The sequence below is a fragment of the Brevundimonas sp. genome, from assembly GCF_041688735.1.
GTDB lineage: Bacteria > Pseudomonadota > Alphaproteobacteria > Caulobacterales > Caulobacteraceae > Brevundimonas.
The window spans coordinates 13,853-39,749 of the sequence record NZ_JBDNHO010000015.1 but is presented as its reverse complement, the minus strand read 5'-3'; the positions used below and the strand labels follow the sequence as shown (position 1 = coordinate 39,749).

Here is a 25,897-nt window from a genome sequence, read left to right as displayed (position 1 = left end):
TCAGAGCGCCGTGGTCAGGCCTTGGAGACTTGCTTGGTGTCGTTGGCGGCGACGGCGGTGCGGTCGCGGACCTGGGTGATCATGGACTTTACCACGCGGACGTTCACGCCCTGGGAGATCTCGACCATGGCCTCGTCATTCTCGACGCGGGTGACCTTGCCGATCATGCCGTTGGAGGTGACGACGGTGTCGCCCCGCTTCAGCGCGCCGATCATCTCCCGGTGCGCCTTCATCTGCTTCTGCTGGGGGCGGATCATCATGAAGTAGAACAGGATGATGACGGGGACGAAGAAGATCAGGGTCCCGAACGGCCCCGCGAGAAGTTCCTGCACGATAGTCTCCGCATGCGTCGGACCCGCCGCCTGGCGCGCCCTTTAAAATGAGGCGCGGAACCTAGGGCGCGCCGGGTGACATTGCAACGCGCCTCGGCGCGCTACTGCGGCAAGACCGTCAACGGATCGATCGCCATCGGTTCGTCGCCGCGCATGCGCCAGGTCTCGAAACGAATCGAGGGTCGCCAGTCGCCCGCCGTATTGCCCACCGTGCCGATCTGCTGGCCCGCACGGATGTTGTCACCGTCGCGTACCGTGGCTGAACCCAGATGACCATAGACCGAGCGCCAGCCATCGCGGTGCACGATCAGCACCGTCAGCCCCTGCCCCGCCAGATCGTCGCCGACGTAGCCGACGCGCCCCTCGGCCGCCGCGCGGACCTCGGCCCCGGCCGGAGCGCCGATGTTGATGCCGTTGTTGCGCTCGCCCAGGCCGACGGGCCCGAAGCGCCGCACGATCTCGCCGCGCACGGGCCAGTCCAGCGCCACGGTCGTGGCGGCGGGCCCGGTCGGCGTCGGGTTGGTGGCGACCGTCGCCGCCGGCGCGCGCGGTGGCGGCAGGCTGGCCATCGCGGTCGGCGGTGGAGGCGGCGGCGGAGGCGGCGGAGGCGCGGCTTCGAAGGGCACGACGACGCCCATGGGCGAAGGCCCGGTCGCATAGGGATCGCCGCCGATGTCCACCGCATAGCCCGGCAGGACGATCCTCTGGCCCGGTGTCACGGCGGCGCGCGGCCCCAGGGCGTTCAGGTCAATCAGCGCCTGCACCGGCGTCTGGAAGCGCCGGCCGATGCCGGAAATCGTGTCGCCGGCTTGAATCTGATAGGCCGCTCCGGCCGCCACGGCCGTCCCGCGCGCGGGCGGCGGCGGCGTGGAATAACCTTCCGAAGCCGGACCGGCGGCCGGCGCCACGTCGTTCGAATAAGCCCGGCGCGGCGCGGTGTTCACAGGCGCCGACAGGGCCCCGCCTTCGATCGCCTCGACCGGCGCGCCGATCGGCGGCGCGACCTCGGTCTCGGGCCGGGTCGCCCCCCGCACACCTTCGCCTGACGGCGCGGGCATGGCGGGCGAATAGGTCGGAGCGGCCACGGGCGCCGCGGGGCCATCGGCATAGATCGAATAGCGCGGCTCGGCCGGATAGCTGGAACACGCCGCCAGCAGGCCGATCGCCCCCATGACGGCCAGGGCCCGCATACCAGACTTGATCCGTTTCATCCGCCCACTCCGATTCATCGCCTGCCCCATACCACCAGACCCCGCAAACCGCGCCAAAGTTGGGCGCGAAGGTTAACGCCACAACCGCGCTCAGCCAGAGCGAAGCCCGATAGCGCCACAACCGCGCTCAATCGGGACGAAGCCCGATCGTGGTGCCAAACCCCCTCAACCCTCTTTGGCCGTGCCCTCGACCAGTGGCACGAACCGCACCTCGCTCAGGCTCTCGCGCCGGAACGAGCCGTCCTCCTGCCCCACATAGCGATGCAGCATCTGCACCGAGGTCCGCCCCACCGGACAGACCAGCACCCCACCCGGCTTCAGCTGATGCAGCAGTTCCGTCGGCTCGCCGGGAGACGCCGCCGTCACCATGATCCGGTCGAACGGCGCCTGCTGCGGCCAGCCCAGGCCGCCGTCGCCATGCTGCGTGATCACATTGTCGATCTTCAGGGCCTTCAGCCGCGCCTCGGCTTCGGTCAGCAGGCTGCGATAGCGCTCGATGGAATAAACATAGCGCGCCAGCCGGCTCAGCACCGCGGCCTGGTAGCCACTGCCCGTACCGATCTCCAGCACCCGGTGGCGCGGCTGCACGTCCAGCGCCTGGGTCATCAGGCCGACGATATAGGGCTGTGAAATCGTCTGGGCGCAGTCGATCGGCAGGGCCTGATCCTCCCACGCCTGATCGAGGAATTTCTCGTGCACGAAGACGGCCCGGTCGATCGACTCCATCGCCGCCAGCACGCGCGTGTCCGTCACCCCCTGCTGCCGTAGCCCCAGGATCAGCCGGCCTGCGCGATCGTCGTTCAGTTTCATCTAAATCCACCCCCGTCGGGGGTGGAGGAAGGATCGGTGGAACCGATCCGACGACCGGACCATCCGAAGGATGGTGGATGGGCTAACCGCAACCGTTCGTGGATGGGTCTAGCCCCCTCCACCACGCTACGCGCGGTTCCCCTCCCCCGAGGGGGGATGACTCTCACGCCACCACCGTCTTCGGCGGAGCCCCGCCCAGCACGCCCTTCAGATCATGGATGCTCGGCGCGTGGGTCAGGTCGATGTGCAGCGGCGTAACCGAGATCTTGCCCTCGTCCATGGCCCGCAGGTCGGTACCCGGCGCATGGTCCCGCTTCGACCCGCGAAAGCTCATCCAGTAATAGTCGCGTCCCCGCATATCGACGCGCTTGACCGCATGCATCTCGCCGATGCCGCGGAAGCCCTGGCGCGTCACCTCCACCTCGGTCACATCCTCGGGCGGCCGGGCCGGGAAATTCAGGTTCATCACCACCCCGTCCTGCCACGGCTGAACCAGCAGCCGGCTGATGATGGCCGGCGCATAGGCCTCGGCCGTCTCCCAGTGGACAACCACATCGTCATGGAACCGCTCCAGCGACTGCGACAGCGCGATCGAGCGGATGCCGAACGCCATCCCCTGCAGCGCCCCCGCCACCGTCCCCGAATAGGAGCAGTCCTCGCCGACGTTATGGCCGCGGTTGACCCCCGACAGCACCAGATCGGGTTTCTCGGGCATCAGATCCCCGACCGCCAGCACGATACAGTCGGTCGGCGTTCCCGTCACCGCGAACCGCCTGTCGCCCAGCCGGTTGACGCGCAGCGGCTCGGTCAGGGTCATCCCCCGGCCCTTGCCCGACTGTTCCTCCTGCGGCGCCACCACCCAGACATCGTCGGACAGGGTCCGCGCGATCCGCTCCAGACAGGCCAGCCCCCCGGCCTCGATGCCGTCGTCGTTGGTCAGCAGGATACGCATGCCGCTCCGCTCAAAGAGTCCACAGGACGATAGCGCAAGGCGTCATGTCAGCTCGCCGGACGGATGTCGTCGGCCAGCACCACGAAGCTGCCGCCGCATTCGTTGCGGATCACCGACCCGGCATGTTCGATCCGGTCGCTGGAAGCCTGCGACCACGGCGCGGTCCGGCCGCTGATCCGGACCTTGGCGTTGGACAGGTCACCCGACATCCGCATGATGTCACGCGGCGCAGCGCCGGACAGGCACGGCCGCGAGAACGGCTGCAGCACCTGGTCCTGATCGGCATACAGCTGGAACTCGCCCTCGCTGAAGCGCACCCAGCCGGTGAAGCTGGTGTCTCCGGCCGCGTGGACATAGGTGTTCGACGACGGCCCGCTGGCGCAGGCCCCGAGAGCCAGCAGGGCGGTCATGGTCAGTATTTTCAACATCTGAACCTCTTTATCTCCGCTCATCCCCGCGAAAGCGGGGATGAGCGGAAACTATTGAACCCCGCCCACGTGCGTCACCCCACCCATATAGGGCAGCAGAGCGGTCGGCACCGCGATCCGCCCATGTTCGTCCTGATAGTTTTCCATGATCGCCACCAGCGTCCGACCGACCGCCAGTCCGCTGCCGTTCAGCGTATGCACGAACTCGGTCTTCTTCTCACCGTCCCGCTTGAACCGCGCGTCCATCCGCCGGGCCTGGAAGTCCCCGCAGTTCGAACAGCTGCTGATCTCGCGATACGTCCCCTGCGACGGCAGCCAGACCTCCAGATCAAAGGTCTTCTTCGCCGAAAAGCCCATATCGCCCTTGCACAGCAGCATGCGGCGGTACGGCAGGTTCAGCTTCTCCAGCACCACCTCGGCGCAGCGCACCATCCGCTCATGCTCGGCTTCGGAATCCTCGGGCCTTGAGATCGATACAAGCTCCACCTTGTGGAACTGGTGCTGCCGGATCAGCCCGCGCGTGTCCCGCCCCGCCGACCCCGCCTCGGCCCGGAAACAGGGCGTCAGGGCGGTCATCCGCATGGGGGTGGCCAGCTCGCTCTCGGACAGGATCTGCTCGCGCACGAGATTGGTCAGGGACACTTCGGCGGTGGGAATGAGAAACAGCGAATCGTATTCCCTCGCTTCGTACTTCTTGCGCCACTCAACTTGCCGTCCAATCCACGCAGAATTCATCTCCTCCATCGTGATTTTGGAGGGCATCCGTTCTCTGAACTCGGCGGCTTGGCCAGCCCGAGCTTGATCGTAGTCGGACCAAAAGCGGTCCGCATCAAATGTGCTAAACAGGTCAGGCTTGAACTTCGGCAGTTGCCCTGTCCCGAACATCGCCTCATCGCGCACCAGATACGGCGGATTGACCTCCAGATAGCCGTGCACAGTTGTCTGCACGTCCAGCATGAACTGGCCGATGGCCCGTTCCAGCCGTGCCAGCCCGCCCTTCAGCACCGCGAACCGCGAGCCCGACATCTTCGCCGCCGCCTCGAAATCCAGCAGGCCCATGGCCTCGCCCAGATCGGCGTGATCCTTCGTCGGTCCACCCTCGCGGGGCGTTCCCCACGGCTGACCGACCAGCACATTGCCGGCCTCATCCTCGCCCTCGGGCACGTCGTCGGCCGCCAGATTCTTCTGCGCCGCCAGTTGGTCGCGCAGCCGCTTGCCGACCTCGGCCTCCACCGCCTCCGCCGCCGCGATCTCGCCCTTCAGGCTCTCGACCTCGAGCTTCAGCCGGTCGGCCTCGGCCATGTCCTTTTTGGCCATCGCCGCGCCGATCAGTTTGGACGCCGCATTGCGCCGCGCCAGGGCGTCCTGCCCCGCCGTCTGCGCCGCCCTCAGCTCACGATCCAGCCGCAACAGCTCCTCGACCATGGCCTCCGCCCCCTCCACCCCACGCGACGACCAGCCGCTGACGAAAGCGGCGGGATGGTCTCGAATGGCGCGGATGTCGTGCATGGTCGGTCAGTCTGTACCGGAATAAAGGGATGCTCTAACCGAGTCCCTCTCCCATGGGGAGAGGGCTTGAGCGCACGGCGTCCCCGACCTGATCCGGGGCGTCGTCCTTGCGCGAAAGGGCGAGGGGCGGCTGTCGGGGGCGGCTTGGCCGCTTCTCCCATCCGACAATAATCCGGCGCTGCGCGCCACCGTCTCCCAAAGGGAGAAGGAAACCCCTGACGATCCGCTGCCAATCCATCGGCTGTCTTCACGTCTCGCGCAGCCAACCCCCTGATTCTGCGCACACTTCAGAAATCACAGCGTCCTGAACCCGCCCCAGCCTGCACCCATGAGATACTGCTTTCCCCTTCCGGTTTGAGGAGCCGCAAAACTGGCCGCATTGGACTCATTGCACTGTTTGCACCGTTTTTTTTCGCGACGGCAGTGCAAACTCAGATCAGCCCGCCCAGCGGCGAGCTGGCGTCCGCGTACATCCGCCTGGCCATCCGCCCGGCCAGATAGGACTCCCGCCCGGCGATGACCGCATGTTTCATCGCTCGCGCCATGCGGATCGGGTCGCGCGCCCCGGCGATGGCCGTGTTGGTCAGCACCGCGTCGCAGCCCAGCTCCATGGCGATGGTCGCGTCCGACGCCGTGCCGACCCCTGCGTCAACCAGAACCGGCACGGTCGCCTGTTCCACGATCAGCCGGATATTGACCCGGTTCTGGATGCCAAGGCCCGAGCCGATCGGCGCCGCCGCCGGCATGATCGCCGCCGCTCCGGCCTCTTCCAGCCGCCGGGCCATGACCACGTCGTCGGTGCAGTAGACCATGACGTCGAAGCCGTCCTTGACCAGCAGGTCCAGCGCCCGCAGCGTCTCGATCATGTCCGGATACAGGTGCGCCGTGTCCGACAGCACCTCCAGCTTGACCAGACCCCAGCCGCCCGCCTCGCGCGCCAGCCGCAGCGTCCGCACCGCGTCCTCGCCGGTGAAACACCCCGCCGTATTGGGCAGGAAGGTGAACCGGTCCGGCTTGACGTAATCGACCAGCATCGGCTGCGACGGATCGCTCAAATTCACCCGCCGCACCGCCACGGTGACGATCTCGGCCCCCGCCGCCTCCGCCGCCGCTGCGTTCTGGGCGTAGTCGGCGTATTTGCCGGTGCCGACGATCAGCCGAGAGGTGAAGGTCCGGCCGGCGACGGTCCAGGTGTCATGGGGCTTGGTCATGACGGGGGTTTAGCCCGTCAGCCCCTCAAGTCGAAGCCCCTCGCGAGCCTTATCGACCCGCCGCCGCCCGCCCGTCCCGCGCCGCGACCAGGGCCGAGATGTTGATATCCGACCCCACCACGCAGGTATCGGCGCTCAGCGGACAGATGCCCAGGGTCCGCTCGATCTCGCGCAGCCGCACCACTTCCGGGTTCGACCGGATCGATTCGGCCAGCAGCCGGTTGGCCTCGGCCTGACCCCGCGCCTGGGCGATCTGCGCCTCGGCGTTGGCCCGCTCCAGATTGACCCGCTCCAGGGCGGCGCGGGTGTTCTGCTCTGCGGTGGTGCGCGACTGGATCGCCGCCAGCACCGTCTCCGGATAACGGATCGACCCGACCCACTCCATGCGGATGATCTCCAGCCCCTGCGGCGTCCATTCGCGTTGCAGCGCCTGCATCGCTCTTTGCAGCACGATCTGGCGTCCGGGACCGATCAGCTGGCCCGGGCAGTCTTCAGCGTCGGGCGTGCCCGGGGTCGCCACGGGCGCGCCGGGCGCGATCGGCTGGGTGTTCGGCGTCGCCGACTGCTGGGCGTTGCAGGCGACCGGCAGCTTTTCGGTCTCCCGCGCGATTGCGGCGCGCACCGAGGTCCGCAGCGGCCCGTCGATGAAGGCGTCGAACTCCTGCCGCCACGTCGCGAACAGGTCAGCCGCCTTATCCTCTTGGACACGGAAGGTCAGGGCCACGTCCGCCGTCATCGGCAGGCCGAGAACGTCGGAGAAGGTGATCTCTTCGTTGGTGCCGCCGTCGGCGTTGGCTTCACGGGTATAGCTGTAGGTCCGCTGCAGCGTCTGATAGGTGCGAATCTTCTCGCCAATGCCTTCCCAGTGGAAGCCGGGGCCCAGCTCCGTGCGCTGGACACCGGGGTTGGGGCCGAATTTGGTGGTCTTGATCCCCATGAAGCCGCTCTCGACCGTCACGCTGCAGGAGCTCACCGAGATCGTCCCGATGACAATCAGCAGGCCGATCAAAGTGACGAGGGAAATCACCCGCTGCGGCGATCCGCCCCCGCCGCCGATCGGCAGTTTGATGTTCGACATATTCGACCCGAAATTCGACATCCGCTATCCGCTCCTCAACGCTTCAATGAATTGACGGCCCAGGCCCACAGGCACGAACCGGCCCAGACCAGCACCAGAATGCCCGCGATACCCAGCACCGACGCCGTGATCAGACTGCCGGAGAAAGGCGCCTCCAGCACCGCCGGAACGACGTACCGGATCAGAAATATGAAGGCAATCGCCAGCCCGGCGATGCCGGCGGCGACTCCCAGAGCGGTTTTGATCTCGCGGTCCATGACCCTCTGTAAGGTTCCATGACAGTTCACGGCAAGGCTTTAGACAAAGACTTTTGGCGACGATCGACACTCACCCCCCGCCGACGAACTGCACCAGCTCGATCCGGTCACCCTCGGCCAGCGCCGTCGCCCCATGCAGCGACCTCGGCACGATCTCAAGATTACGCTCGACCGCCACCTTGCGGACGTCCAGCCCGAGCTCCTCGACCAGCGCCAGGATGGTGACCGCCGAGACCGCGCGCGATTCGCCATTGACTTGAATCCGGGGCAAGCAACCGTCCTCTGAAGCGGGGGAGCCGCCTTCTACACCGCCACAGGCGCGCCTAGCCACCCCGCGCCGGCAGGCTGGAGGCCAGATCACCGATCGCCCGCCTCAGCTCGGCGATCTCGCCGCGCAGGGCGGCCATGTCGGCCATTTCCTCGGCATGGACCTGCTGGCGCTCATCGCTGGCCCGGCGCAGGTCAACCTCCAGCTTGTGCCGCTCGGCCTTGGCCTCTTCCTCATGCTCGCTCTGCATGGCGTTGACGACGATGCCGATGAACAGGTTGAGCATGGTGAAGGTCGTGCACAGGATGAAGGGCACGAAGAACATCCAGGCGTAGGGGTGGACCTCCATAACCGGCCGCACGATTCCCATCGACCAGCTCTCCAGCGTCATGATCTGGAACAGGGAATAGGCCGAGGCCGGGATCGAGCCGAACCACTGCGGGAAGTCGCCGCCGAACAGCTTGGTGGCCATGACCGAGGCCACATAGAAGATCAGCCCGAGCAGCAGGGTAATCGACCCCATCCCCGGCAGGGCGCTGATCAGCGCCCCGACCACCCGGCGCAGCGACGGCACCAGGGTGATCATCCGCAGCACCCGCAGGATGCGCAGCGCGCGCAGCACCGAGAAGGCACCGGAGGTTGGAACCAGCGCAATGGCCACAATGGTGAAGTCGAACAGGCTCCACGGGTCCCGGAAGAAGGCCGCGCGGTGCACCGCGATCCGGGCGACCACCTCTACCACGAAGATCGCCAGCACCGCCTTGTCGAACCACCCCAGCACCGACCCGAACCGCGCCATCACCCAGGGACTGGTCTCGAGACCGAGGGTGATCGCATTGAGAATGATCAGGGCGAGGATGAACCGCTCGGTGCGGGGCGACGTCACCAGCTGTCTGAGCCGTTCCAAGGCAGTCTCCACAGGCTTTGCAGCGCGCCCCTTGCCGCAATCCCGCGACGAGCGCCAGATGCATGACGCGAGCGTTTGGACATTCCGTCCGATGCCCTTAGGTCAATCTTGCAAGCGTTCGGTTTGATTACCGCCACGCCTCAGCTAAAAGGCCCGTCCGATTCCGGCGCGAAGCCGCATCATCCTCGAGCGCATGCCCGATCAAACCGTCCTCTATGTCCTGAACGGCCCGAACCTCAACCTGCTTGGGGTCCGCGAACCCGACATCTATGGCCATGAGACGCTGGCCGACGTGAAGGCGCTGTGCGAACTTGCCGCCGGGACGGTCGCCGTGGTCTTCCACCAGACCAACCACGAGGGCGAGTTGATCGACCGGGTGCATGAGGCCCGCGAACAGGCCTCCGCCCTCGTCATCAACCCGGCCGGCTACGGCCACACCTCGGTGGCCCTGCTGGACGCACTGAAGACCCTGACGATCCCGATCGTCGAATGCCATCTGTCGAACCCGGCCGCGCGCGAGCGTTTCCGGCATCGCTCCTATGTCTCGCCCGTCGCGGCGGGCGTGGTTTCGGGCTTCGGCTCATTCAGCTACGAACTGGCCGTCAAGGCCGCCCTGAAGCTGGCGCGGGAACGCAGCCAGACCGCGGGCCGTTCGAACACGACGACGTAAAGAGGCACAAAGACCGATGGCCGATCCCAAAACGCCCGCGCCCAGGCTCAAGAGCGACGACATTGACACCGCCCTCGTGCGCGGCCTCGCCGACATCCTGAACGACACCGACCTGACCGAGATCGAGGTCGAGCGCGGCGATCTGAAGATCCGCGTGGCTCGCGAGATTACCATGGCGGCCCCGGTCCAGTACGCCCCGGCTCCCGTCGTCCATGCCCCCGCGCCTGCCGCAGCCGCGCCGGTGTCCATGCCGTCCGACCCCGCCACCATCGTCGCCAAACAGGGCGAAGAGGTGAAATCGCCGATGGTCGGCACCGTCTATCTGCAGGCCTCGCCCGAAGCGGCGCCGTTCGCTCAGGCCGGCGACACGGTCAAGAAGGGCCAGACCCTGCTGATCATCGAGGCCATGAAGACGATGAATCCGATCCAGTCCCCCCGCGACGGCGTCGTGAAGGAAATCCTGGTCGGCGACGCCCAACCGGTCGAGTTCGGCGAGCCGCTCGTCCTGCTGGAAGCCTGAGCCCGTGTTCACGAAAGTTCTGATCGCCAACCGCGGCGAAATCGCCCTGCGCATCCATCGCGCGTGCAAGGAGATGGGCATCTCCACCGTCGCCGTTCATTCCGAGGCGGACCGCGGCGCCATGTGGGTTCGGCTGGCCGACGAGAGCGTCTGCATCGGCCCGGCCCCGGCGGCCAAATCCTATCTCAACATCCCCTCGATCATCGCCGCCGCCGAGATCACCGGGGCCCAGGCGATCCACCCCGGCTATGGCTTCCTGTCCGAGAACGCCCGTTTCGCCGAGATTGTCGAAGCCCACGGCATGACCTTCATCGGACCCAAGCCCGAGCACATCCGGGTCATGGGCGACAAGATCGCCGCCAAACAGACGGTGCTGGAGGCGGGTATCCCCTGCGTGCCCGGCTCGGCCGGTGAGGTCGAGACCATCGAGGACGCCATCGCGGCGTCGAAGGACATCGGGTTCCCCCTGATCGTGAAAGCGGCCGCCGGCGGCGGCGGACGCGGTATGAAGGTCGCCCTGACCGCTGATGATCTGGTCGAGGCCGTCCAGACGGCCCAGTCCGAGGCCACCGCCGCCTTCGGCAACGGCGCCGTCTACATGGAGCGCTACCTCCAGAAGCCGCGCCACATCGAGCTTCAGGTCATCGCCGACAGCCACGGCAACGTCGTTCATCTGGGCGAGCGCGACTGCTCGCTGCAACGCCGCCACCAGAAGATCATGGAAGAGGCCCCCTCGCCCGCCCTGTCGGCGGCTGAACGGGTCGCCATCGGCGAGACGGTCAACAAGGCAATCGCCAGCATCGGCTACCTCGGCGTCGGCACCATCGAATTCCTGTGGGAGGACGGCGAGTTCTTCTTCATCGAAATGAATACCCGCCTGCAAGTCGAGCATCCGGTTACGGAAATGATCACCGGCGTCGATCTGGTTCGCGAGCAGATCCGCATCGCCGCCGGCCTGCCGCTGTCGTTCGAGCAGTCGGACGTGACCTTCAACGGCCATGCCATCGAATGCCGGATCAACGCCGAAAACGCCGAAACCTTCACCCCTTCGCCCGGCACCATCACCGACTTCCACGCCCCGGGCGGCCTGGGCGTGCGGCTGGATAGCGCAATCTACGCCGGCTATTCGATCCCGCCCTATTACGACAGCCTGATCGGCAAGCTGATCGTCCACGGCCGCGACCGCGAGGAGTGCATCGCCCGTCTCAAACGCAGCCTGAACGAGATGGTCATCGGCGGCATCGACACCACCATTCCCCTCTTCCAGAAACTTCTGCAGGAGCCGGATATCCTGTCCGGCGACTACGACATTCACTGGCTGGAGAACTGGGCCAAACGCCGGAAGGGCGCAGCCTAGACCCGGTGGAAGACCAAGGCTTCAGCGCCAGCAACCCTTTCGGCACCTTCGGGCCCGATGAACTGCTGAACTGCTATGCGACCGGCGTCTTCCCCATGGGCGAGGCCCGCGACGATCCCCGCATCTTCCTGGTCGAGCCGGAGCAGCGGGGCGTCATTCCGCTGGATGGCTTTCACATCCCGACCCGCCTGAAGCGGACCACGCGCGGCGATCCCTTTCAGATTCGCGTCGACACCGCCTTCGGCGCGGTTCTCGACGCCTGCGCCGCCTCGACCACGGGACGCGAGGACACCTGGATCAACGGCCCGATCCGTCGCCTGTATCTCGAGCTGAACGCGCGCGGTCAGGCCCACAGCATCGAGTGCTGGCGGGACGAGCGGCTGGTCGGCGGCCTGTACGGCGTCACCTTGGGCGGGGCCTTCTTCGGCGAGAGCATGTTCAGCCGCGAACGCGACGCGTCCAAGGTCGCCCTGGTGCATCTTGTGGCGCGGCTGAAGCGAGGCGGCTGGCGGCTGCTGGACGCCCAGTTCCAGACTGAACATCTCAGCCAGTTCGGCGCCGTCGCAACGCCTCAGGCCACCTATCTGAAAGTGCTGAAGTCCGTTCGCGCGTTACGCCCGAACGCGCGATCCCTGTTCGAACCGATGACCGGGGCCGAGGCCATCTTCTATGCCTTGCAGCCGACGACCCAGGCGTCATAGATCGGGTGCTGCAAGCCGCTGACGGCCGGTGACGAGGCGAACATCCAGCCCCTGAAGATCTGCCGCGGCTCGGCGGCGCGGATCACGCCCCGCGGCTGCACGCTGACTTCAAGATAGGCAATCGCATCGCCGACCTGCTCATCCGAGGCCGACACCTCGCAGGCGCGGGCCTTGATGATCAGCGACCTCTGGAAACGCACCGGACGGCCGTCGACCTCGACCTCAAACCGCATCGGCACGCCGGTGATCTTGTCCACGGCCTCGATGATGGCGACGCGACCACGCTGGCGGCGCGAGGGCGCGACCGGCGCCTCGGCCTTCACCACCGCTTTCTCCGCGACCCCGGCGTCTTCCTCTGCGACCACCGCATCGTCGCCGACGACGGGATCCACTGCGGCCGGAATGGTCGGTCCCACGGGCGTGATGGCGATCGGCGCGGCCGGAGCCGGAGCCGCCTCCGGTGCGGGCTCGGGTGGCGTCGCCGGCTGGGTGTTCAGTCCGGCCGTCGGATTGGGGATCGGCACGGCGTCCTGCGGCAGGTCGTTCAGCGCCGACGCAACGACGGCGCCCGACGCCAGCAGCGCCATCGCGGCCGCCCCCGCGACGATGGGCCCCTTGCGGTTCATTCCGGACGCCAGGCTTCGTAGTCGCCGGTCGCGGGCGGGCGCTTGCCCTCGCCGGACAGCGAACCCTGTGGACGCCAGGCCATGGGCGTGCCGGTCAGGTTGGGCAGGTGGTCCTGCTCCCAGGCTCGCCGCGGAAGCGGGTGCTCGGTCGGCAGTTCGTCGTAGGTGTAGTGCATCCATCCGTGCCAGTCCGGCGGCACCTTCGACGCGTCGGCATAGCCGTTGTAGACCACCCAACGGCGACGGCGTCCGTCATAGCTTTTGGTGTCGCGCGACTGGTAATAGCGGTTGCCGAACTCGTCGGTGCCGACGAGTTCCCCGCGCTTGGCGATGGTGAAAAGAGTGCCGAGCGTCGCCCCGCTGGTCCAGCCGAAGATCTTGCCTAACACGTGGGGAAATCCAGTCGTTTCGGGATCGCGGAGCGAGTCCGCGCGTCGGACCCGATCATAGAAACCTCGCAGCACTCAGTCCAGCGCTCTCACGACGGTGTTGCCCTCAACATCTTGGGGGTAACCCACCCCGGACACTCCAGATTTATTGCAGAGAACCCGCGACCGCCGTTAGGCTGGCCTACCGGCCACGCCGAGACCACCGCATGCGCTTTTCCTTCGCCTCCCTCGCCGCTCTGACGCCCCGACCCGACCGCGAGATCGAACGCGCCGACCACGTCGCGGTCGTGGCCGCGCCGGAGTCTTGGACGGACGCCCAGATCGAGGCTTGGCTGGACCTCACCGACGATCTCGGCCTCGAGTGCGCCGGTGATGATCCGCTGGGTCAGATGGCGGCGTCGTGGAGCTCGCGCCTAGGCCTGTCGCAGGTCGAGGCCACGCATCTGGCTGCGACGCTGATCCTGGGAATCGCGACGCCCGCCCGGACGAGCGGCACGCTGTCCGGCATCCTCGACCTGTCCGATCCGGGCGCGGTCCGGGCGCTTGAGGCCGTCATGGCCCGCCGGCGTGCTGAACGGCTCGCGTCCGCGGCCGTCGAGGCCGCCTCCGACGCCTTGGCCGGGGTCACGGACGCCGTATCGCGTTGCGAAGGCCCGCAAGGGGATTGCGCCGATCCGTCCCGCAATCCCGCCCTCGCCCGCGCCGCCCTGTCCGCGCGAAAAGCCGGCGCGAAGGATGCGGACATCCTGCGCGCCATCGCCGGAGACTCGTTCGCCACTGCGCCCCTGCCGGCGCCTGCCGCGCTGCCCGTCGTCGCCCTGGCCGACCGCGCCCTGATCGCTTCGGGCGCACCGGAGGCGCTGACCGCCGCGGCCGGAGCGATCGACGGCGACCTGATCCTGACCTTTGCCCGGGAGACGGCGGAGGTCATCCAGACCGCGTCCCGTTCGGCGGCCGCTGTACTGTCCCTGCCTGCGCTCGCGGCCGTGGCCGGAGACGCCTTCGACGTCGCCCTGGCCGATCTTGTGCGCCTCTGGAGCCGCGCCCTCGCCGGCCGTCGGACCGGACTCGTCGTGATCGGCCTAGGCGGTCTGGCCGATCTCGCCGTTTTGCACGACGACGTCTCCGGCTTCGTCGAGCGCGTGGCGATGATTGTGCGGGAAGCGGCGGAGGACGTCGCCGTCGGCCTGTTCGTGGATGACGCGGAGGCCGATCTCAGGCTGGGTCTCTCGCCGTTCTCGGCCGTCGAGACCTGGCAGACGGCGGACGGCGGGGTGGCGCGTCGCCTGCGGCCTTCATTCGCGCAAGCGATCCTGGGCAAGGGCGGCGACGTCGACGACGCCGAGCGCCATCTGTTCGGGCGGCGCACGCTCGTCGACGCTCCGGGCGTCGATCATGCCACCTTGCGGGGTCGGGGCTTCACCGATCTGGAACTGGAGAGCGTGGAAAACGCGCTCGGCCACGTCGAACGGCTGGAGGACTGCTTGCGCGCGCCGGTGCTGGACCCCGGCTTCCTGCGCGACGTGCTGGGCGTCGAGGAGGGTGAAACCGAACTGCTGGCGCGGCTGGCGTTCGATTCCACGGAGATCGACGCGGCCACGACATGGGCGTTCGGGTATGGAGACCTGTCTGCCTGGAAGAACGCGCCGGAAAACCTGCTGCATGCCCTGACTGAGCCCACCGCTTTCGAGGCCGGGATTCGCCAGCTGCTGGAAGCCTTCAGCGCCGTTCCCGACGTCGCGGCGCGGCCTCTGCCGTGGCAGGCCACGACCGGTCAGGCCGCGCGGGCGCTGAGCGACGCGTCGCGTGACGGTCGGCTCGCTGCGCGCCTGCAGCGATATCAGGCCCCGTGCGGCCCTTTGCTTGACCTTCCGGATGTCGAGCCGTCGCGTGAACGCCGGTGGGAGCCGGACGCCAAACCGGTCGAGCGCGTGGTGGAAAAGGTCGTCGAGCGCGACCGCACCCGCCGCAAACTGCCCGATCGCCGCAAGGGCTATATCCAGAAGGCGGCCGTCGGCGGGCACAAAGTCTATCTCCACACCGGCGAGTACGACGACGGCGAGCTCGGAGAGATTTTCATCGACATGCACAAGGAAGGGGCCGCCTTCCGCTCGCTGATGAACAATTTCGCCATCGCCATCTCGATCGGTCTGCAATACGGCGTGCCGCTGGACGAGTTCGTGGACGCCTTCGTCTTCACCCGCTTCGAGCCCGCCGGACGCGTCACCGGCAACGACTCGATCCGCTCGGCGACGTCGATCCTCGACTACATCTTCCGCGAACTGGGCGTGTCCTATCTGGACCGCCACGAGCTGGCCAACGTCGATCCGGAGGGTCTGAACGCCGACGGACTGGGGGCGGGAAAGGGCGAGGACGGCTTGCCCGGGACGGTTCCCGCCGCACGCTTCATCTCCAAGGGGTTCGCCCGAGGCGCCGCGCCGGACAATCTCGTCGTCCTGCCCTTCGGCCAGAAGCGGGAACAGGCCGCGCCGACTCTGGGGGCCAGCGAGGCGGTCGCCTGCCCGGCGTGCGGGGATTTCTCGCTGCAACAGAGAGGCGCGGGCTGGATCTGCGACACCTGCGGGGCCGCGCCTTCGATGCAGGGTTAGTCAAGGATTGCTCTCCAGAATGCCTTCGTCTTGCCGGGAACGGTCGAGACAGCGAGCGCATCGCCATGAGACCCGTCCTGACCATGGCCCTCGCTTTCGCGGTTCTCGCGGCCGCCCTGCCGGCCACCGCCCAGAACGCGGGCCAGATTTCGCTCGGGCGCGGCGGCTCGAGCTGCGCCGGCTGCAATCTGTTCCAAGCCGACCTGTCCGGGATGGAGGCGCGCGGCCTGAATCTTTCTGGCGCGCGGTTGCGGCAGGCGGACCTCAGCGTGACGACGATGAACCGGGCCCGCTTCTCCAACGCCGACCTGCGCGACGTCGAGGCCTACGGTGGCGTCTTCTCCAGCTCCAGCTTCGTCGGGGCCTATCTTGAAGGCGTCGACTTCTCGGGAGCCATCCTGACCGGAGCCAATCTCTCGGGCGCGTCCCTGGTGCGCGCGAGTGGACTGACCCAGGGTCGCCTGAACCAGGCCTGCGGCGACGAAGCGACGCGCCTGCCCGGCGGTCTGTTCATTCCTTGCTGCTGAAAAGCCATGATCGCGCCTGCCGACCTTACCGCGATTTAAGTAGGGACGACGGGCATTTGGAGGCATGAGCGGGTCGTGACCAAGTTCTGCACGACCCCGATCCGTCGCCGCCCTGCCGCCGCCTTGGCGCTCGGCGCCGCCTTGGCCACCCTCGCGTCCGGCGCGCCCGCCGTGGCCGGCGACGTCTCCTTCCAATACGGCTATCAGGACCGCGACGTCGCCCGCATGATCTCGCTGGGCGGCTCCTGCAATCGCTGCGAGCTGTCGGGCCGCGACCTGACCGGTGCCGCCTTTCACGGCGCCAGCTTCACCAATGCTACCCTGGTCGGGGCCGACCTGCGCGGGGCGGAGCTGATCGGTTCGAATTTCTCGGGCAGCGACTTCTCGCGCGCCAATATGGACGGCGCCGAGATGGTCGGCGGCAATTTCACCGGTGCCAATTTCACCAGCGCCAGCCTGTCCGGCGTCGACGCCACGGGCGCGACCCTGGTGCGCGTTCGCTTCAGCAGCGCCGATCTGTCGGGCGCGGAGCTGGTTGGCGCGAACCTGAACGGCGCGGTGCTGGCCAGCGCGGATCTGAGCGACGCCGACCTGACCGCCGTAACCCTGGCCAACGTCAACGCCCGCTCGGCCGATTTCTCGGACAGCGAAGTCTCGATGTCCAACCTGTCCAACGGCGACTTCCGCTCGGCCTCCTTCCGCGACGCCACGCTCAACGGCGCGCGTCTGACGGGCGGCAGCTTCGCCGGAGCGGACTTCCGCGGGGCAGGGATGAACCGCACGGACGTGCGCGGAACCGACCTGAGCGGCGCGCGCGGCCTGTCGCAGGAGCAGATCGGACGGGCCTGCGGCGACGCCTCGACCCGACTGCCCGGCGGCCTCACCGCGCGAACCTGCCGGGGCGTGAGTGTCATTCGCCTCGGCCCAGTCCCGCCCGCGCCGCCAGCTCCCCCGCGGCCGCCGCGCGGCCGAAATCTGGTCATCGCCGGCAACTGAGCCCTGACCGTCGGACCCAATCCCCCCGACCGCTACCCCTTGAGGGGCAATGCAGGGCGGATGTGCAGTTCCTTGTACTGACGCTCGGCCGCTTCAGCCGGGGCGTTCATCAGCAGATCCTGTCCCTGCTGGTTCAACGGGAAGGCGATGACCTCGCGGATGGCCGTCTGGTTGGCCAGCAGCATGACGATGCGGTCGATGCCGGGGGCCAGACCGCCGTGCGGCGGCGCACCATAGCGGAAGGCGTTGAGCATGCCGCCGAATTGGTCCTCGACCACCGAGGCGTCATAGCCGGCGATCTCGAAGGCCTTGAGCATAATCTCGGCCTTGTGGTTCCGGATCGCGCCGGAGCACAGCTCATAGCCGTTGCACACGATGTCGTACTGATAGGCGAGGATGGTCAGCGGGTCCTGCGTCTGCAGAGCCTCCATCTCGCCCTGCGGCATCGAGAAGGGGTTGTGCGAGAAGTCGACCTTCTTCTCTTCCTCGGACCATTCGAACATCGGGAAGTCGACGATCCAGCAGAATTTGAACTCGTCGTCCGAGATCAGGTTCAGGTCCTGGCCCAGTTTGGTGCGGGCGTTGCCGGCGAATTTGTAGAAGACGGACGGGTCGCCGGCGACGAAGAAGGCCGAGTCACCGGTCTTCAGACCCAGTTGCGCCGCGATGGCCGCCGTCTTTTCGTCACCGAGGTTTTTGGCGATCGGACCGCCCGGGCCTTCCAGGTTCTGGTCGTCGGCGGCACGCCAGAACACGTAGCCGAGGCCCGGTTGGCCCTCGCCCTGGGCCCAGGAGTTCATACGGTCACAGAAGGCGCGCGAGCCGCCGCTCGGCGCGGGAATAGCCCAGATGGCATTCTTGGGATCAGCGCCCAGGATCTTTGCGAACAGGCCGAACCCGCCGTCGCGGAAATGCGCGCTGACGTCCTGCATCTCGATCGGATTGCGCAGGTCCGGCTTGTCGGTGCCGTATCTCGAGATGCTCTCCCGGTAGGGAATGCGGACGAAGGGGTAGGGATCGACCGTCTTGCCGTCGGCGAACTCCTCGAACACGCCGTGCATGACGGGCTCGATCGCGGCGAACACATCCTCCTGGGTGACGAAGCTCATCTCGACGTCGAGCTGGTAGAACTCCAGCGAGCGGTCCGCGCGCAGGTCCTCGTCGCGGAAACAGGGGGCGATCTGGAAATAGCGGTCGAAGCCCGAGACCATCAGCAGCTGCTTGAACTGCTGCGGAGCCTGCGGCAGGGCGTAGAATTTGCCGGGGTGCAGGCGCGACGGCACCAGAAAGTCGCGCGCGCCCTCGGGCGAAGAGGCCGTCAGGATCGGCGTCTGGTACTCGAGGAAGCCCTGGCCGACCATGCGCTGGCGGATCGAGGAGATCACCCGCGAGCGCAGGACGATGTTCTTGTGCAGGGTCTCGCGGCGCAGATCGAGGTAGCGGTGCTTGAGCCTGATTTCTTCGGGATACTCCGGCTCGCCGAAGACCGGCAGCGGCAGTTCGGCGGCTTCCGACAGGACTTCGACGGCTTTGACGCGGATCTCGATCTCGCCGGTCGGCAGGTTGGCGTTCTTCGTGTCGGCGGAACGGGCCACGACCTCGCCGTCGATCTTGATCACGCTCTCGGCGCGCAAACGTTCGACAGCCTCGAAGCCCGGCGTCTCGGGGTGCAGCACCAGCTGGGTCAGGCCGTAGTGATCGCGCAGGTCGATGAACAACAGGCCGCCGTGGTCGCGTTTGCGGTGCACCCAGCCGGACAGTCGGACGTTCGAGCCTGCATCGGTCAAACGCAGGGCGCCGCAGGTGTGGGAGCGGTAGGCATGCATGGGCGGTTCGTCTTGGATCAGGGGCGGCGAGGGCCGCAATTCGGGAGGCCGGAAGGGCGCATCATCACCCCGGAAAGTCAAGGTTGGCCAGATGATGGACAAGGCTATTGTTTGTCTTCCCTGTCGCTGAAATTATCCGGGAAATTGTCTCCGAATTCCCCACGAAGTCTCCACAGCCGAAAGGCATTGTCCACCGGCGGGGACGGAACCTCGACCGACGTCTGCTATAGCTGTTCCGCAATGACCGCCCGCCCGACACCCGCTGACCAGATGCGCCTGCCGCTGCAACGCGACCTGCCCGAGGGCGAGGTCGGGTTCGTGGTGTCGGACTGCAATCGCTCTGCGGTGGAAGCGGTGGCGGACTGGCCGAACCTGATCGGCGGGGTGATGGCGATCTGCGGGCCGGCGGGCTGCGGCAAGAGCCGGCTGGCGCAGGTCTGGGCCGAACGGGTCGGGGCGGTGGCCATTCACGGGGCCGAGGCGGCGCTGATCGATCCGATGGAGCTGGACGGGCGGCCGGTGCTGCTGGATCCGGCTTGCGACGTCGATGACGAGACCCTGTTCCATCTGATCAACCTCGCCCAGGCCCCGGGCGGGGCGTTGTTGCTGGTGGCGCGGTCCGGGCCGTCGAGCTGGGCGGTGGCCCTGCCCGACATGCGCTCGCGGCTGGACGCGGTCCGGACCATCCCGATAGAGGCGCCCGACGACGCTGTGCTGGCGGCCATGCTGGACGCCCGGTTCGCTGAGCGGGGCATCCGCCCGCAGAAGGACGTCGTGCCCTATCTGCTGCGCAGGATCGACCGCTCGGCGGCGGCGGCGGCCGAAGTGGTCGAGCGGCTGGACGCCCTGCACAAGCCTGTGACCCGGGCGCTGGCGCGGGAGGCGGTGGAGGGGGCAGCGGAGAGCGGGGAGTTGTTTGAGTGACGGCTGCGGACCCCCCTCCACCACGCTTCGCGCGGTCCCCCTCCCCCGTTAGGGGAGGAATGCGGGCTTGAATCCTCCCCCGTCGGGGGAGGTGGATCGACGGCGTCGCCGGCGAGACGGAGGGGGCCCCGGCCCTAAAGACCCAGCCTGGCCTTCAGGATGTCATTCACCGCCGCCGGGTTGGCCTTGCCGCCGGTGGCCTTCATGACCTGGCCGACGAACCAGCCGAGGGCCTGGGGCTTTTCGGCCACGGCGGCGGCCTTGTCGGGGTTGGCGGCGATGATGTCGTCGACGGCTTTCTCGATGGCGCCCGTGTCGTTGACCTGGACCAGACCGCGCGCCTCGACCACCTGACGCGGCGAGCCTTCGCCGGCCCAGACGTGGTCGAAGACCTCCTTGGCGATCTTCGACGAGATGACGCCTTCCTCGATCAGGGCCACCAGTTCGGCGACGTGCGCCGCCGGGACCGGGCTTTCCGAGAAGTCCAGATTGTCGGCGGCGAGGCGGGCGGACAGCTCATTCGTCACCCAGTTGGACACCAGCTTGGCGTCCCTGCGCCCACTCCCGGTATCTTGGGCCGCCGCCTCGAAATAGTCGGCCTTGGCCCGTTCCGAGATCAGCACCACGGCGTCATATTGCGACAGGCCGTAGTCGGCCATCAGCCGGCGGCGTTTCTCGTCCGGCAGTTCGGGCAGCGAGGCCTTGATGCCGTCGATCCAGGCCTGTTCCAGCTCCAGCGGCAGCAGGTCGGGGTCCGGGAAATAGCGATAGTCCATCGCCTCTTCCTTGGAGCGCATCGAGCGAGTCTCTCCGGCCGTCGCGTCATAGAGGCGAGTCTCCTGAGTGATCTTGCCGCCCTCTTCGAGAATCTCGATCTGGCGACGGGCCTCATAGTTGATCGCCTGGGAGATGAAGCGGAACGAGTTGACGTTCTTGATCTCGCAGCGCGTGCCCAGATGGCTGAAGTCGCCGGTCGCCTTGTATTTGGCATACTGGCCCTCGCGGCAGACCGAGACATTGACGTCGGCGCGCAGATTGCCCTTCTCCATATCGCCGTCGCAGGTGCCCAGATAGATCAGGATGGTCCTGATCTTCTTGACGTAGGCCACGGCTTCTTCGGGAGAACGGATGTCCGGACGCGACACGATCTCCATCAGGGCCGTGCCCGCGCGGTTCAGGTCGACGTAGCTGTCGGTCGGCGACAGATCGTGGATCAGCTTGCCCGCGTCCTGCTCCAGATGCAGGCGTTCGATGCCGACGTTGAAGAAGGAGCCGTCCTCGGCCTCGACCTCGACGACGCCCTCGCCGACGATGGGGAAATAAAGCTGGCTGATCTGATAGCCGGTGGGCAGGTCGGGGTAGAAATAGTTCTTGCGGTCGAACTGGCTGCGCCTGTTGATCTGCGCATTGAGGCCGAGGCCGGTGCGGACCGCCTGTTCGACGCAGTGGCCGTTCAGGGTCGGCAGCATGCCGGGAAAGCCGGCGTCGACCAGTGACACCTGCTCGTTCGGCCCCGCGCCGAAGCCCACGGCCGCGCCCGAGAACAGCTTGGCCTTGGACGCCACCTGGGCGTGGATTTCCAGCCCCATGACGATTTTCCAAGGGCCAGTCCGGCCCCGGATAAGTTTGGAGGTGGTCGGTGTGTCGGTCATGCCGCTGTCCTAGCGCCGAGCGACGCGCAGATAAAGTTCCCGTCTTGAGCTCGTCACGGAAACCGGCTTTGCTCCGGCTCTCATCGGGAGTTCACCAAGACCATGACCAAGACCTTCGCCGCCGCGGCCGCTCTGGCTGTCCTCGCCCTCGCCGGCACCGCCGCCGCCCAGACGGCGCCCGCCGCGCCCCAGACCGCACCGGCTGCTGCCCGGCCGACGATCAACAGCCCGATCAAGGCTTTGCTCGCCAATCCGCAGACCAAGGCTGTCATGGAAAAGCACATGCCGGGTATTTCGGAATTTCCGGGACTGTCACAGTTCGAGAATTTCACCCTGATCCAGATCGCTCCGATGTCCCAAGGCGCTGTCACCGAAGAGCTGATCAACAAGATCGACACTGACCTCAAGGCGCTCCCGGCGGCGTAGGATTAGACGCCTTCACCTCGACTCCCTCTCCAGAAGGGAGAGGGAGTTTTCGGCTTCACCACCACTTCTCCGGCTTCGCGACAAACCCCGCCGCATCCTCCAGCGCGCTGGCCACCTGGAACACGGTCGCCTCGTCCAGCGCCTTGCCGATGACCTGGAGGCCGAGCGGCAGGCCGCCTGCGTCCACGCCCGCGGGCACCGAAATACCCGGCAGGCCGGCGAGGTTGGCGGTGACGGTGAAGATGTCGTTCAGATACATCTGCAGCGGGTCGATCTGCTTGTCGCCCAGCGCGAAGGCGGCCGACGGCGTGGATGGCGTCAGGATGGCGTCGACCCTGTCCCAGACCGCGTCGAAATCCATGGCGATGCGGCGGCGGACCTTGAGCGCGCGGACGTAATAGGCGTCATAGAATCCAGCCGACAAGACATAGGCCCCGATGGTCAGGCGGCGCTGGACCTCCTTGCCGAAACCCTCGGCGCGGCTGGTCTCATAGAGGTCGGTCAGGCTGGTCGTACCCTCGGCGCGGTGGCCGAAGCGCATGCCGTCATAGCGGGCCAGGTTGGACGAGGCCTCGGCCGGGGCGATGATGTAATAGGCTGGCAAGGCGTATTTGGTGTGCGGCAGGCTGATCTCGACGATCTCGGCACCGCCTGCCTTGAGCCAGGCCACGCCCTGGTCCCACAGCGCCTGGATCTCGGCGGGCATGCCGTCGACGACGTATTCCTTCGGCACGCCGATGCGCAGGCCCTTGACGCCCTTGTTCAGGGACTGGGTCCAGTCCGGCGTCTCGACATCGAGGCTGGTCGAGTCCTTGACGTCGAACGAGCACATGGAGCGCAGCAGGATGGCGGCGTCCTCGACCGTCTTCGTGATCGGCCCGGCCTGATCCAGCGAACTGGCGAAGGCGACCATGCCGAAACGGCTGGCGCGGCCATAGGTGGGCTTGATCCCGACCGTGCCGGTGAAAGCCGCGGGCTGGCGGATCGAGCCGCCGGTGTCCGACGCCGTGGCGGCCAGACAAAGGTCGCCGGCGACGGCCGAGGCCGAGCCGCCCGAACTGCCGCCCGGGGTCAGGTCGGCGTTGGAAGTGGTTGACTTCCATGGGTTCACGACCGGACCGAAGGCCGAGGTCTCGTTGGACGAGCCCATGGCGAACTCGTCCATGTTGAGCTTGCCGAGCATGACCGCGCCGTCGCGCCACAGGTTGGCGGTGACGGTGGACTCATAGGGCGGCACGAAGCCGCGCAGCATGTTGGAGCCGGCGGTCGTCTGGACGCCGTCGGTGCAGAACAGGTCCTTGATCCCCAGCGGCGCGCCTTCCAGCGCCCCGCCCTCGGCCTTCGCCAGCCGCGCGTCGGAGGCACGGGCCATGGCGAGGGCCTTGTCCGTGGTCTGGACGATGAAGGCGTTCAAACGCGGGTTGGCGGCGTCGATATTGGCGACGAAAGCCCTAGTGATCTCTTCCGAAGAGAAGTCGCGGGCCTTGAGGCCGTCGAGCGCGGCCTTGAGGGTCAGTCTGGTCAGGTCGGACATTCTATTCGACCACCTTCGGAACCACGAAGAAGCCGTCGGCGGACCGCGGCGCATTTCCGAGCACGTCTGCGACCTTGTCGCCGTCGGTGACGACGTCGTCGCGCAGGCGCAGGGGCTGGGCCACATTCGACGTCATAGGCTCGACGCCGTCGACGTCGACCTCGTTGAGCTGTTCGATCCAGGCGAGGATGCCGTTCAGCTCGGCGGCCAGCGGCTCAAGCCGGTCCTCGGGGGTCTTGATGCGGGCGAGGTGCGCCACACGGCGCACGGTCGCGGCGTCGATGGCCATACGGCCCTCCACATTTTTGAACTCTGGGCGAAAACCAGAACGGGCGGGATTAGCGTTCCGGCCCCGGTTTCACAAGGATTCTGACGCTATTGCGCCGGTGTGACTGTCACCGTGGCAGGCGCGGCACCGTCCGTGGCGACTGCCCAGCCGACGATGACACGCAGTGTGCGGCTGCCGATGTTGCCGGACGCCTCGTCCATGGTGCTTTCGTCGATCTCCAGATCGACCCGGCCCGGGGCCTCGGACAGCAAGCGATAATCGAGGAAGTCGCCGATGCGGAACACGCGCCAGCCCTCGGCCGGAGCATCGAAGAAGGCGATGTGTGTGTAGAGGCCGTTCATGGCCGGATCGCCACCGGCCGTGCCGAACAGTTTGACGGTCCGGTCGCCCTGGCGCGTCAGCGGGGTCAGTTCGACCACTGCGGCGGCCCATTGCTGGCCTTCGTCGGCGTCGGGCTGGACAATAGCGGCTGGGCCGGCGGCGGTCAGGGGCGCGGCGGCGGCGGTCGGGGCCGACTGTTCGGCGGCGGGCACGGCCGTCTTGCGGGTTTCGACCTGGGCGTCACAGGCGGCGAGGCCCGCCAACGCGACAAGGAAGGTGACTGGCTTCATCGGATGTTCCCCCATCGACGATAGTCCACCTTGCGCTTTGACAGGGCGGCTCGCCAGTCCTACCGCCAAGCCGTGACAGTTCTATCGCTCGAAGACCTCGCCGCCTCCACTCCGCCGGGCACGCCATGGCTGGGGCTGGACCTCGGCGAGAAGACCATCGGCGTGGCCGCGTCGGACGCCACCCGGATGATCGCCAGCCCGCTGTCGCTGGTCCGCAAGACGAAATTCACCGATGACGCCCATGCGGTGCTCAAGCTGATGGACGGGCGCAAGGCCTCGGGGCTGGTGATCGGCCTGCCGTTGAACATGGACGGGACCGAGGGACCGCGGGCGCAGTCGTGCCGCGCCTTCGCCCGCAACCTGCAACGCATCCGCGCCGTGCCCTGCGCCTTCCAGGACGAGCGGCTCTCGACCAGCGCGGTCGAGCGTTTCCTGATCGGCGAACTGGACTTGACCCGCAAGCGCCGCGCCGACGTGGTGGATCGCACCGCGGCCGCCTGGATACTGCAGGGGGCGCTGGACCGGCTGCGGAGCCCGCCCCCGCGATAAGCGTCCTGCTCACCGGAATCGTGCCGTTCTTCGCCATGATCGCCCTGGGTTGGGGTCTGAAAGAAGCGGGACTTCCTTACCGACGACGGCTGGCGCGCGGTCGAACGGCTGACCTATTTCGTCTTCTGCCCGGCCTTTCTGATCCCGGCGCTGCGGCGGGCCGACTTCGCGGGCGGGGGGGCGGGGCCCGTGGCCATGGCCACGGTGGCGGTGGCCCTGACGGTGGCCCTGCTGACCGTGCTGGCCAAACCGCTGCTGCGGATCAGCGATCCGGCCTTCACCAGCGTGGGCCAGGGCGTGATCCGTTGGTACGGCTTTGTCTTCCTGCCCGTCGCGGGCGCGGTGTTCGGCGAAGAGGGGCTGGGAACGGCGGCGGTGGCTTTCGGCGTGCTGGCCCCGGCGCTGAACGTGGTTTGCCTGCTGGCGTTGGCGCGGTGGCGCGCGGGTCAGGGCGGCGGCTGGCGGCTGGCCCTGACGTCGCTGGCTCGAAATCCGATCATCTGGGCCTGCGGAACCGGGGCAGCACTCAATCTGGCGGGCGTGCCACGACCGGACCTGCTGATGGCCACGCTTGATCTGATGGGGCTCGGGGCCATCGCCCTGGGGCTGATGGCGGGGGTCGTGCCCCTGATGACCGTAGTCAGCGCCTTCACCATCCTGATCCTGCTGGCCGTGTTTGGCTACCTCTGAGGACGCGGCGCTTCCGTTCTGGCGGACTCAGCCCTATA

29 protein-coding genes are annotated in these 25,897 nt (G+C 67.3%); 11 read left to right on the top strand and 18 right to left on the bottom strand.

Annotation, left to right across the window (positions count from 1 at the left end; genetic code table 11):
* Nucleotides 1–14: 14 nt before the first annotated feature.
* From yajC to ACESMO_RS01920, 11 genes are all read right to left on the bottom strand, one after another.
* Nucleotides 15–332 (bottom strand): preprotein translocase subunit YajC, encoded by a 318-nt coding sequence (gene yajC / locus ACESMO_RS01970; RefSeq protein ID WP_372706500.1) that lies wholly within the window; start codon nucleotides 330–332, stop codon nucleotides 15–17.
* Between the two features lie 101 nt (nucleotides 333–433).
* Nucleotides 434–1,543 (bottom strand): peptidoglycan DD-metalloendopeptidase family protein, encoded by a 1,110-nt coding sequence (locus ACESMO_RS01965; protein ID WP_372706499.1) that lies wholly within the window; start codon nucleotides 1,541–1,543, stop codon nucleotides 434–436.
* 165 nt (nucleotides 1,544–1,708) lie between these two features.
* On the bottom strand, nucleotides 1,709–2,353 hold the full coding sequence (locus ACESMO_RS01960) for a protein-L-isoaspartate(D-aspartate) O-methyltransferase (RefSeq protein ID WP_372706498.1): 645 nt from the start codon (nucleotides 2,351–2,353) through the stop codon (nucleotides 1,709–1,711).
* 163 nt (nucleotides 2,354–2,516) lie between these two features.
* Nucleotides 2,517–3,305, bottom strand: coding sequence for a 5'/3'-nucleotidase SurE (surE, locus tag ACESMO_RS01955; protein WP_372706497.1), 789 nt, complete (start codon nucleotides 3,303–3,305; stop codon nucleotides 2,517–2,519).
* Between the two features lie 47 nt (nucleotides 3,306–3,352).
* On the bottom strand, nucleotides 3,353–3,733 hold the full coding sequence (locus ACESMO_RS01950) for a hypothetical protein (RefSeq protein WP_372706496.1): 381 nt from the start codon (nucleotides 3,731–3,733) through the stop codon (nucleotides 3,353–3,355).
* A gap of 51 nt (nucleotides 3,734–3,784) precedes the next feature.
* The gene (gene serS, locus ACESMO_RS01945; RefSeq protein WP_372706495.1) at nucleotides 3,785–5,242 is read right to left on the bottom strand and encodes a serine--tRNA ligase; all 1,458 of its coding nucleotides are present in this window, start codon (nucleotides 5,240–5,242) and stop codon (nucleotides 3,785–3,787) included.
* 431 nt (nucleotides 5,243–5,673) lie between these two features.
* The gene (locus ACESMO_RS01940; protein ID WP_372706494.1) at nucleotides 5,674–6,453 is read right to left on the bottom strand and encodes a thiazole synthase; all 780 of its coding nucleotides are present in this window, start codon (nucleotides 6,451–6,453) and stop codon (nucleotides 5,674–5,676) included.
* Nucleotides 6,454–6,502: 49 nt separating this feature from the next.
* Nucleotides 6,503–7,552: an SPFH domain-containing protein gene (locus tag ACESMO_RS01935; RefSeq protein ID WP_372706493.1), complete on the bottom strand. Its 1,050-nt coding sequence runs from the start codon at nucleotides 7,550–7,552 to the stop codon at nucleotides 6,503–6,505.
* 14 nt (nucleotides 7,553–7,566) lie between these two features.
* On the bottom strand, nucleotides 7,567–7,788 hold the full coding sequence (locus ACESMO_RS01930; protein ID WP_372706492.1) for a hypothetical protein: 222 nt from the start codon (nucleotides 7,786–7,788) through the stop codon (nucleotides 7,567–7,569).
* A 70-nt stretch (nucleotides 7,789–7,858) separates the two neighbouring features.
* The gene (thiS, locus tag ACESMO_RS01925) at nucleotides 7,859–8,059 is read right to left on the bottom strand and encodes a sulfur carrier protein ThiS (RefSeq protein ID WP_372706491.1); all 201 of its coding nucleotides are present in this window, start codon (nucleotides 8,057–8,059) and stop codon (nucleotides 7,859–7,861) included.
* A gap of 52 nt (nucleotides 8,060–8,111) precedes the next feature.
* Complete coding sequence (locus ACESMO_RS01920; protein ID WP_372706490.1) at nucleotides 8,112–8,963, bottom strand: ion transporter; 852 nt, start codon at nucleotides 8,961–8,963, stop codon at nucleotides 8,112–8,114.
* A 193-nt stretch (nucleotides 8,964–9,156) separates the two neighbouring features.
* On the opposite strand from ACESMO_RS01920, the gene aroQ reads away from it, so the two are divergent.
* The 4 genes from aroQ (at nucleotide 9,157) to aat (ending at nucleotide 12,211) form a co-directional block, all read left to right on the top strand.
* On the top strand, nucleotides 9,157–9,633 hold the full coding sequence (gene aroQ, locus ACESMO_RS01915; RefSeq protein ID WP_372706489.1) for a type II 3-dehydroquinate dehydratase: 477 nt from the start codon (nucleotides 9,157–9,159) through the stop codon (nucleotides 9,631–9,633).
* A 16-nt stretch (nucleotides 9,634–9,649) separates the two neighbouring features.
* Entirely contained in the window at nucleotides 9,650–10,153 is a 504-nt protein-coding gene (accB, locus tag ACESMO_RS01910; protein WP_372706488.1) for an acetyl-CoA carboxylase biotin carboxyl carrier protein, read from the top strand.
* A 4-nt stretch (nucleotides 10,154–10,157) separates the two neighbouring features.
* Entirely contained in the window at nucleotides 10,158–11,510 is a 1,353-nt protein-coding gene (gene accC, locus ACESMO_RS01905; RefSeq protein WP_372706487.1) for an acetyl-CoA carboxylase biotin carboxylase subunit, read from the top strand.
* A gap of 95 nt (nucleotides 11,511–11,605) precedes the next feature.
* Entirely contained in the window at nucleotides 11,606–12,211 is a 606-nt protein-coding gene (gene aat, locus ACESMO_RS01900) for a leucyl/phenylalanyl-tRNA--protein transferase (RefSeq protein ID WP_372706552.1), read from the top strand.
* On the opposite strand, the gene ACESMO_RS01895 is transcribed toward aat, so the two are convergent.
* On the bottom strand, nucleotides 12,178–12,837 hold the full coding sequence (locus tag ACESMO_RS01895) for a DUF2155 domain-containing protein (protein ID WP_372706486.1): 660 nt from the start codon (nucleotides 12,835–12,837) through the stop codon (nucleotides 12,178–12,180). The genes aat and ACESMO_RS01895 overlap by 34 nt on opposite strands.
* Nucleotides 12,834–13,226 carry an NADH:ubiquinone oxidoreductase subunit NDUFA12 gene (locus ACESMO_RS01890; RefSeq protein ID WP_372706485.1) on the bottom strand — a complete coding sequence of 131 codons (393 nt, stop codon included), beginning with the start codon at nucleotides 13,224–13,226 and terminating at the stop codon, nucleotides 12,834–12,836. Before ACESMO_RS01890 ends, ACESMO_RS01895 begins: the two co-directional genes overlap by 4 nt.
* 206 nt (nucleotides 13,227–13,432) lie before the next feature.
* Here ACESMO_RS01890 and ACESMO_RS01885 point away from each other — a divergent pair, with 206 nt between their 5' ends.
* The 3 genes from ACESMO_RS01885 (at nucleotide 13,433) to ACESMO_RS01875 (ending at nucleotide 17,358) form a co-directional block, all read left to right on the top strand.
* Nucleotides 13,433–15,835, top strand: coding sequence for a TSCPD domain-containing protein (locus ACESMO_RS01885; RefSeq protein ID WP_372706484.1), 2,403 nt, complete (start codon nucleotides 13,433–13,435; stop codon nucleotides 15,833–15,835).
* A 65-nt stretch (nucleotides 15,836–15,900) separates the two neighbouring features.
* Complete coding sequence (locus tag ACESMO_RS01880) at nucleotides 15,901–16,362, top strand: pentapeptide repeat-containing protein (protein WP_372706483.1); 462 nt, start codon at nucleotides 15,901–15,903, stop codon at nucleotides 16,360–16,362.
* A 75-nt stretch (nucleotides 16,363–16,437) separates the two neighbouring features.
* Nucleotides 16,438–17,358: a pentapeptide repeat-containing protein gene (locus tag ACESMO_RS01875; RefSeq protein ID WP_372706482.1), complete on the top strand. Its 921-nt coding sequence runs from the start codon at nucleotides 16,438–16,440 to the stop codon at nucleotides 17,356–17,358.
* Between the two features lie 32 nt (nucleotides 17,359–17,390).
* On the opposite strand, the gene aspS is transcribed toward ACESMO_RS01875, so the two are convergent.
* On the bottom strand, nucleotides 17,391–19,184 hold the full coding sequence (gene aspS / locus ACESMO_RS01870; RefSeq protein ID WP_372706481.1) for an aspartate--tRNA ligase: 1,794 nt from the start codon (nucleotides 19,182–19,184) through the stop codon (nucleotides 17,391–17,393).
* Between the two features lie 240 nt (nucleotides 19,185–19,424).
* On the opposite strand from aspS, the gene ACESMO_RS01865 reads away from it, so the two are divergent.
* Nucleotides 19,425–20,108, top strand: coding sequence for a chromosomal replication initiator DnaA (locus ACESMO_RS01865; RefSeq protein WP_372706480.1), 684 nt, complete (start codon nucleotides 19,425–19,427; stop codon nucleotides 20,106–20,108).
* 134 nt (nucleotides 20,109–20,242) lie between these two features.
* Here ACESMO_RS01865 and gatB read toward each other — a convergent pair whose 3' ends face one another.
* Nucleotides 20,243–21,760 (bottom strand): Asp-tRNA(Asn)/Glu-tRNA(Gln) amidotransferase subunit GatB, encoded by a 1,518-nt coding sequence (gene gatB / locus ACESMO_RS01860; protein WP_372706479.1) that lies wholly within the window; start codon nucleotides 21,758–21,760, stop codon nucleotides 20,243–20,245.
* A 102-nt stretch (nucleotides 21,761–21,862) separates the two neighbouring features.
* Between gatB and ACESMO_RS01855 the strand changes: the two genes are divergently transcribed.
* Nucleotides 21,863–22,186, top strand: coding sequence for a hypothetical protein (locus ACESMO_RS01855; protein WP_372706478.1), 324 nt, complete (start codon nucleotides 21,863–21,865; stop codon nucleotides 22,184–22,186).
* Nucleotides 22,187–22,241: 55 nt separating this feature from the next.
* On the opposite strand, the gene gatA is transcribed toward ACESMO_RS01855, so the two are convergent.
* The 3 genes from gatA to ACESMO_RS01840 all read right to left on the bottom strand — a co-directional run bounded on the left by gatA (nucleotide 22,242) and on the right by ACESMO_RS01840 (nucleotide 24,620).
* The gene (gatA, locus tag ACESMO_RS01850; protein WP_372706477.1) at nucleotides 22,242–23,720 is read right to left on the bottom strand and encodes an Asp-tRNA(Asn)/Glu-tRNA(Gln) amidotransferase subunit GatA; all 1,479 of its coding nucleotides are present in this window, start codon (nucleotides 23,718–23,720) and stop codon (nucleotides 22,242–22,244) included.
* A gap of 1 nt (nucleotide 23,721) precedes the next feature.
* A complete protein-coding gene (gene gatC, locus ACESMO_RS01845; RefSeq protein WP_372706476.1) occupies nucleotides 23,722–24,009 on the bottom strand; it encodes an Asp-tRNA(Asn)/Glu-tRNA(Gln) amidotransferase subunit GatC in 288 nt (95 codons plus the stop codon).
* A gap of 86 nt (nucleotides 24,010–24,095) precedes the next feature.
* Complete coding sequence (locus tag ACESMO_RS01840) at nucleotides 24,096–24,620, bottom strand: hypothetical protein (RefSeq protein WP_372706475.1); 525 nt, start codon at nucleotides 24,618–24,620, stop codon at nucleotides 24,096–24,098.
* Between the two features lie 72 nt (nucleotides 24,621–24,692).
* Between ACESMO_RS01840 and ruvX the strand changes: the two genes are divergently transcribed.
* Entirely contained in the window at nucleotides 24,693–25,169 is a 477-nt protein-coding gene (ruvX, locus tag ACESMO_RS01835; protein WP_372706551.1) for a Holliday junction resolvase RuvX, read from the top strand.
* Nucleotides 25,170–25,358: 189 nt separating this feature from the next.
* Nucleotides 25,359–25,859: an AEC family transporter gene (locus tag ACESMO_RS01830; protein ID WP_372706474.1), complete on the top strand. Its 501-nt coding sequence runs from the start codon at nucleotides 25,359–25,361 to the stop codon at nucleotides 25,857–25,859.
* Nucleotides 25,860–25,897 lie beyond the last annotated feature (38 nt).

Bases quoted from the DNA above. Each gene is read 5' to 3' on its own strand.
- ACESMO_RS01960 (WP_372706498.1), bottom strand. From the start codon at position 2,353: ATGAAACTGAACGACGATCGCGCAGGCCGGCTGATCCTGGGGCTACGG.
- surE (WP_372706497.1), bottom strand. From the start codon at position 3,305: ATGCGTATCCTGCTGACCAACGACGACGGCATCGAGGCCGGGGGGCTG.
- serS (WP_372706495.1), bottom strand. From the start codon at position 5,242: ATGCACGACATCCGCGCCATTCGAGACCATCCCGCCGCTTTCGTCAGC.
- accB (WP_372706488.1), top strand. From the start codon at position 9,650: ATGGCCGATCCCAAAACGCCCGCGCCCAGGCTCAAGAGCGACGACATT.
- ACESMO_RS01880 (WP_372706483.1), top strand. From the start codon at position 15,901: ATGAGACCCGTCCTGACCATGGCCCTCGCTTTCGCGGTTCTCGCGGCC.
- ACESMO_RS01950 (WP_372706496.1), bottom strand. From the start codon at position 3,733: ATGTTGAAAATACTGACCATGACCGCCCTGCTGGCTCTCGGGGCCTGC.
- aspS (WP_372706481.1), bottom strand. From the start codon at position 19,184: ATGCATGCCTACCGCTCCCACACCTGCGGCGCCCTGCGTTTGACCGAT.
- ACESMO_RS01855 (WP_372706478.1), top strand. From the start codon at position 21,863: ATGACCAAGACCTTCGCCGCCGCGGCCGCTCTGGCTGTCCTCGCCCTC.
- gatB (WP_372706479.1), bottom strand. From the start codon at position 21,760: ATGACCGACACACCGACCACCTCCAAACTTATCCGGGGCCGGACTGGC.
- gatA (WP_372706477.1), bottom strand. From the start codon at position 23,720: ATGTCCGACCTGACCAGACTGACCCTCAAGGCCGCGCTCGACGGCCTC.
- ACESMO_RS01865 (WP_372706480.1), top strand. From the start codon at position 19,425: ATGACCGCCCGCCCGACACCCGCTGACCAGATGCGCCTGCCGCTGCAA.
- ACESMO_RS01885 (WP_372706484.1), top strand. From the start codon at position 13,433: ATGCGCTTTTCCTTCGCCTCCCTCGCCGCTCTGACGCCCCGACCCGAC.
- ACESMO_RS01940 (WP_372706494.1), bottom strand. From the start codon at position 6,453: ATGACCAAGCCCCATGACACCTGGACCGTCGCCGGCCGGACCTTCACC.
- aat (WP_372706552.1), top strand. From the start codon at position 11,606: ATGGGCGAGGCCCGCGACGATCCCCGCATCTTCCTGGTCGAGCCGGAG.
- ACESMO_RS01935 (WP_372706493.1), bottom strand. From the start codon at position 7,552: ATGTCGAATTTCGGGTCGAATATGTCGAACATCAAACTGCCGATCGGC.
- ACESMO_RS01965 (WP_372706499.1), bottom strand. From the start codon at position 1,543: ATGAAACGGATCAAGTCTGGTATGCGGGCCCTGGCCGTCATGGGGGCG.
- ACESMO_RS01930 (WP_372706492.1), bottom strand. From the start codon at position 7,788: ATGGACCGCGAGATCAAAACCGCTCTGGGAGTCGCCGCCGGCATCGCC.
- aroQ (WP_372706489.1), top strand. From the start codon at position 9,157: ATGCCCGATCAAACCGTCCTCTATGTCCTGAACGGCCCGAACCTCAAC.
- gatC (WP_372706476.1), bottom strand. From the start codon at position 24,009: ATGGCCATCGACGCCGCGACCGTGCGCCGTGTGGCGCACCTCGCCCGC.
- ACESMO_RS01895 (WP_372706486.1), bottom strand. From the start codon at position 12,837: ATGAACCGCAAGGGGCCCATCGTCGCGGGGGCGGCCGCGATGGCGCTG.
- ACESMO_RS01840 (WP_372706475.1), bottom strand. From the start codon at position 24,620: ATGAAGCCAGTCACCTTCCTTGTCGCGTTGGCGGGCCTCGCCGCCTGT.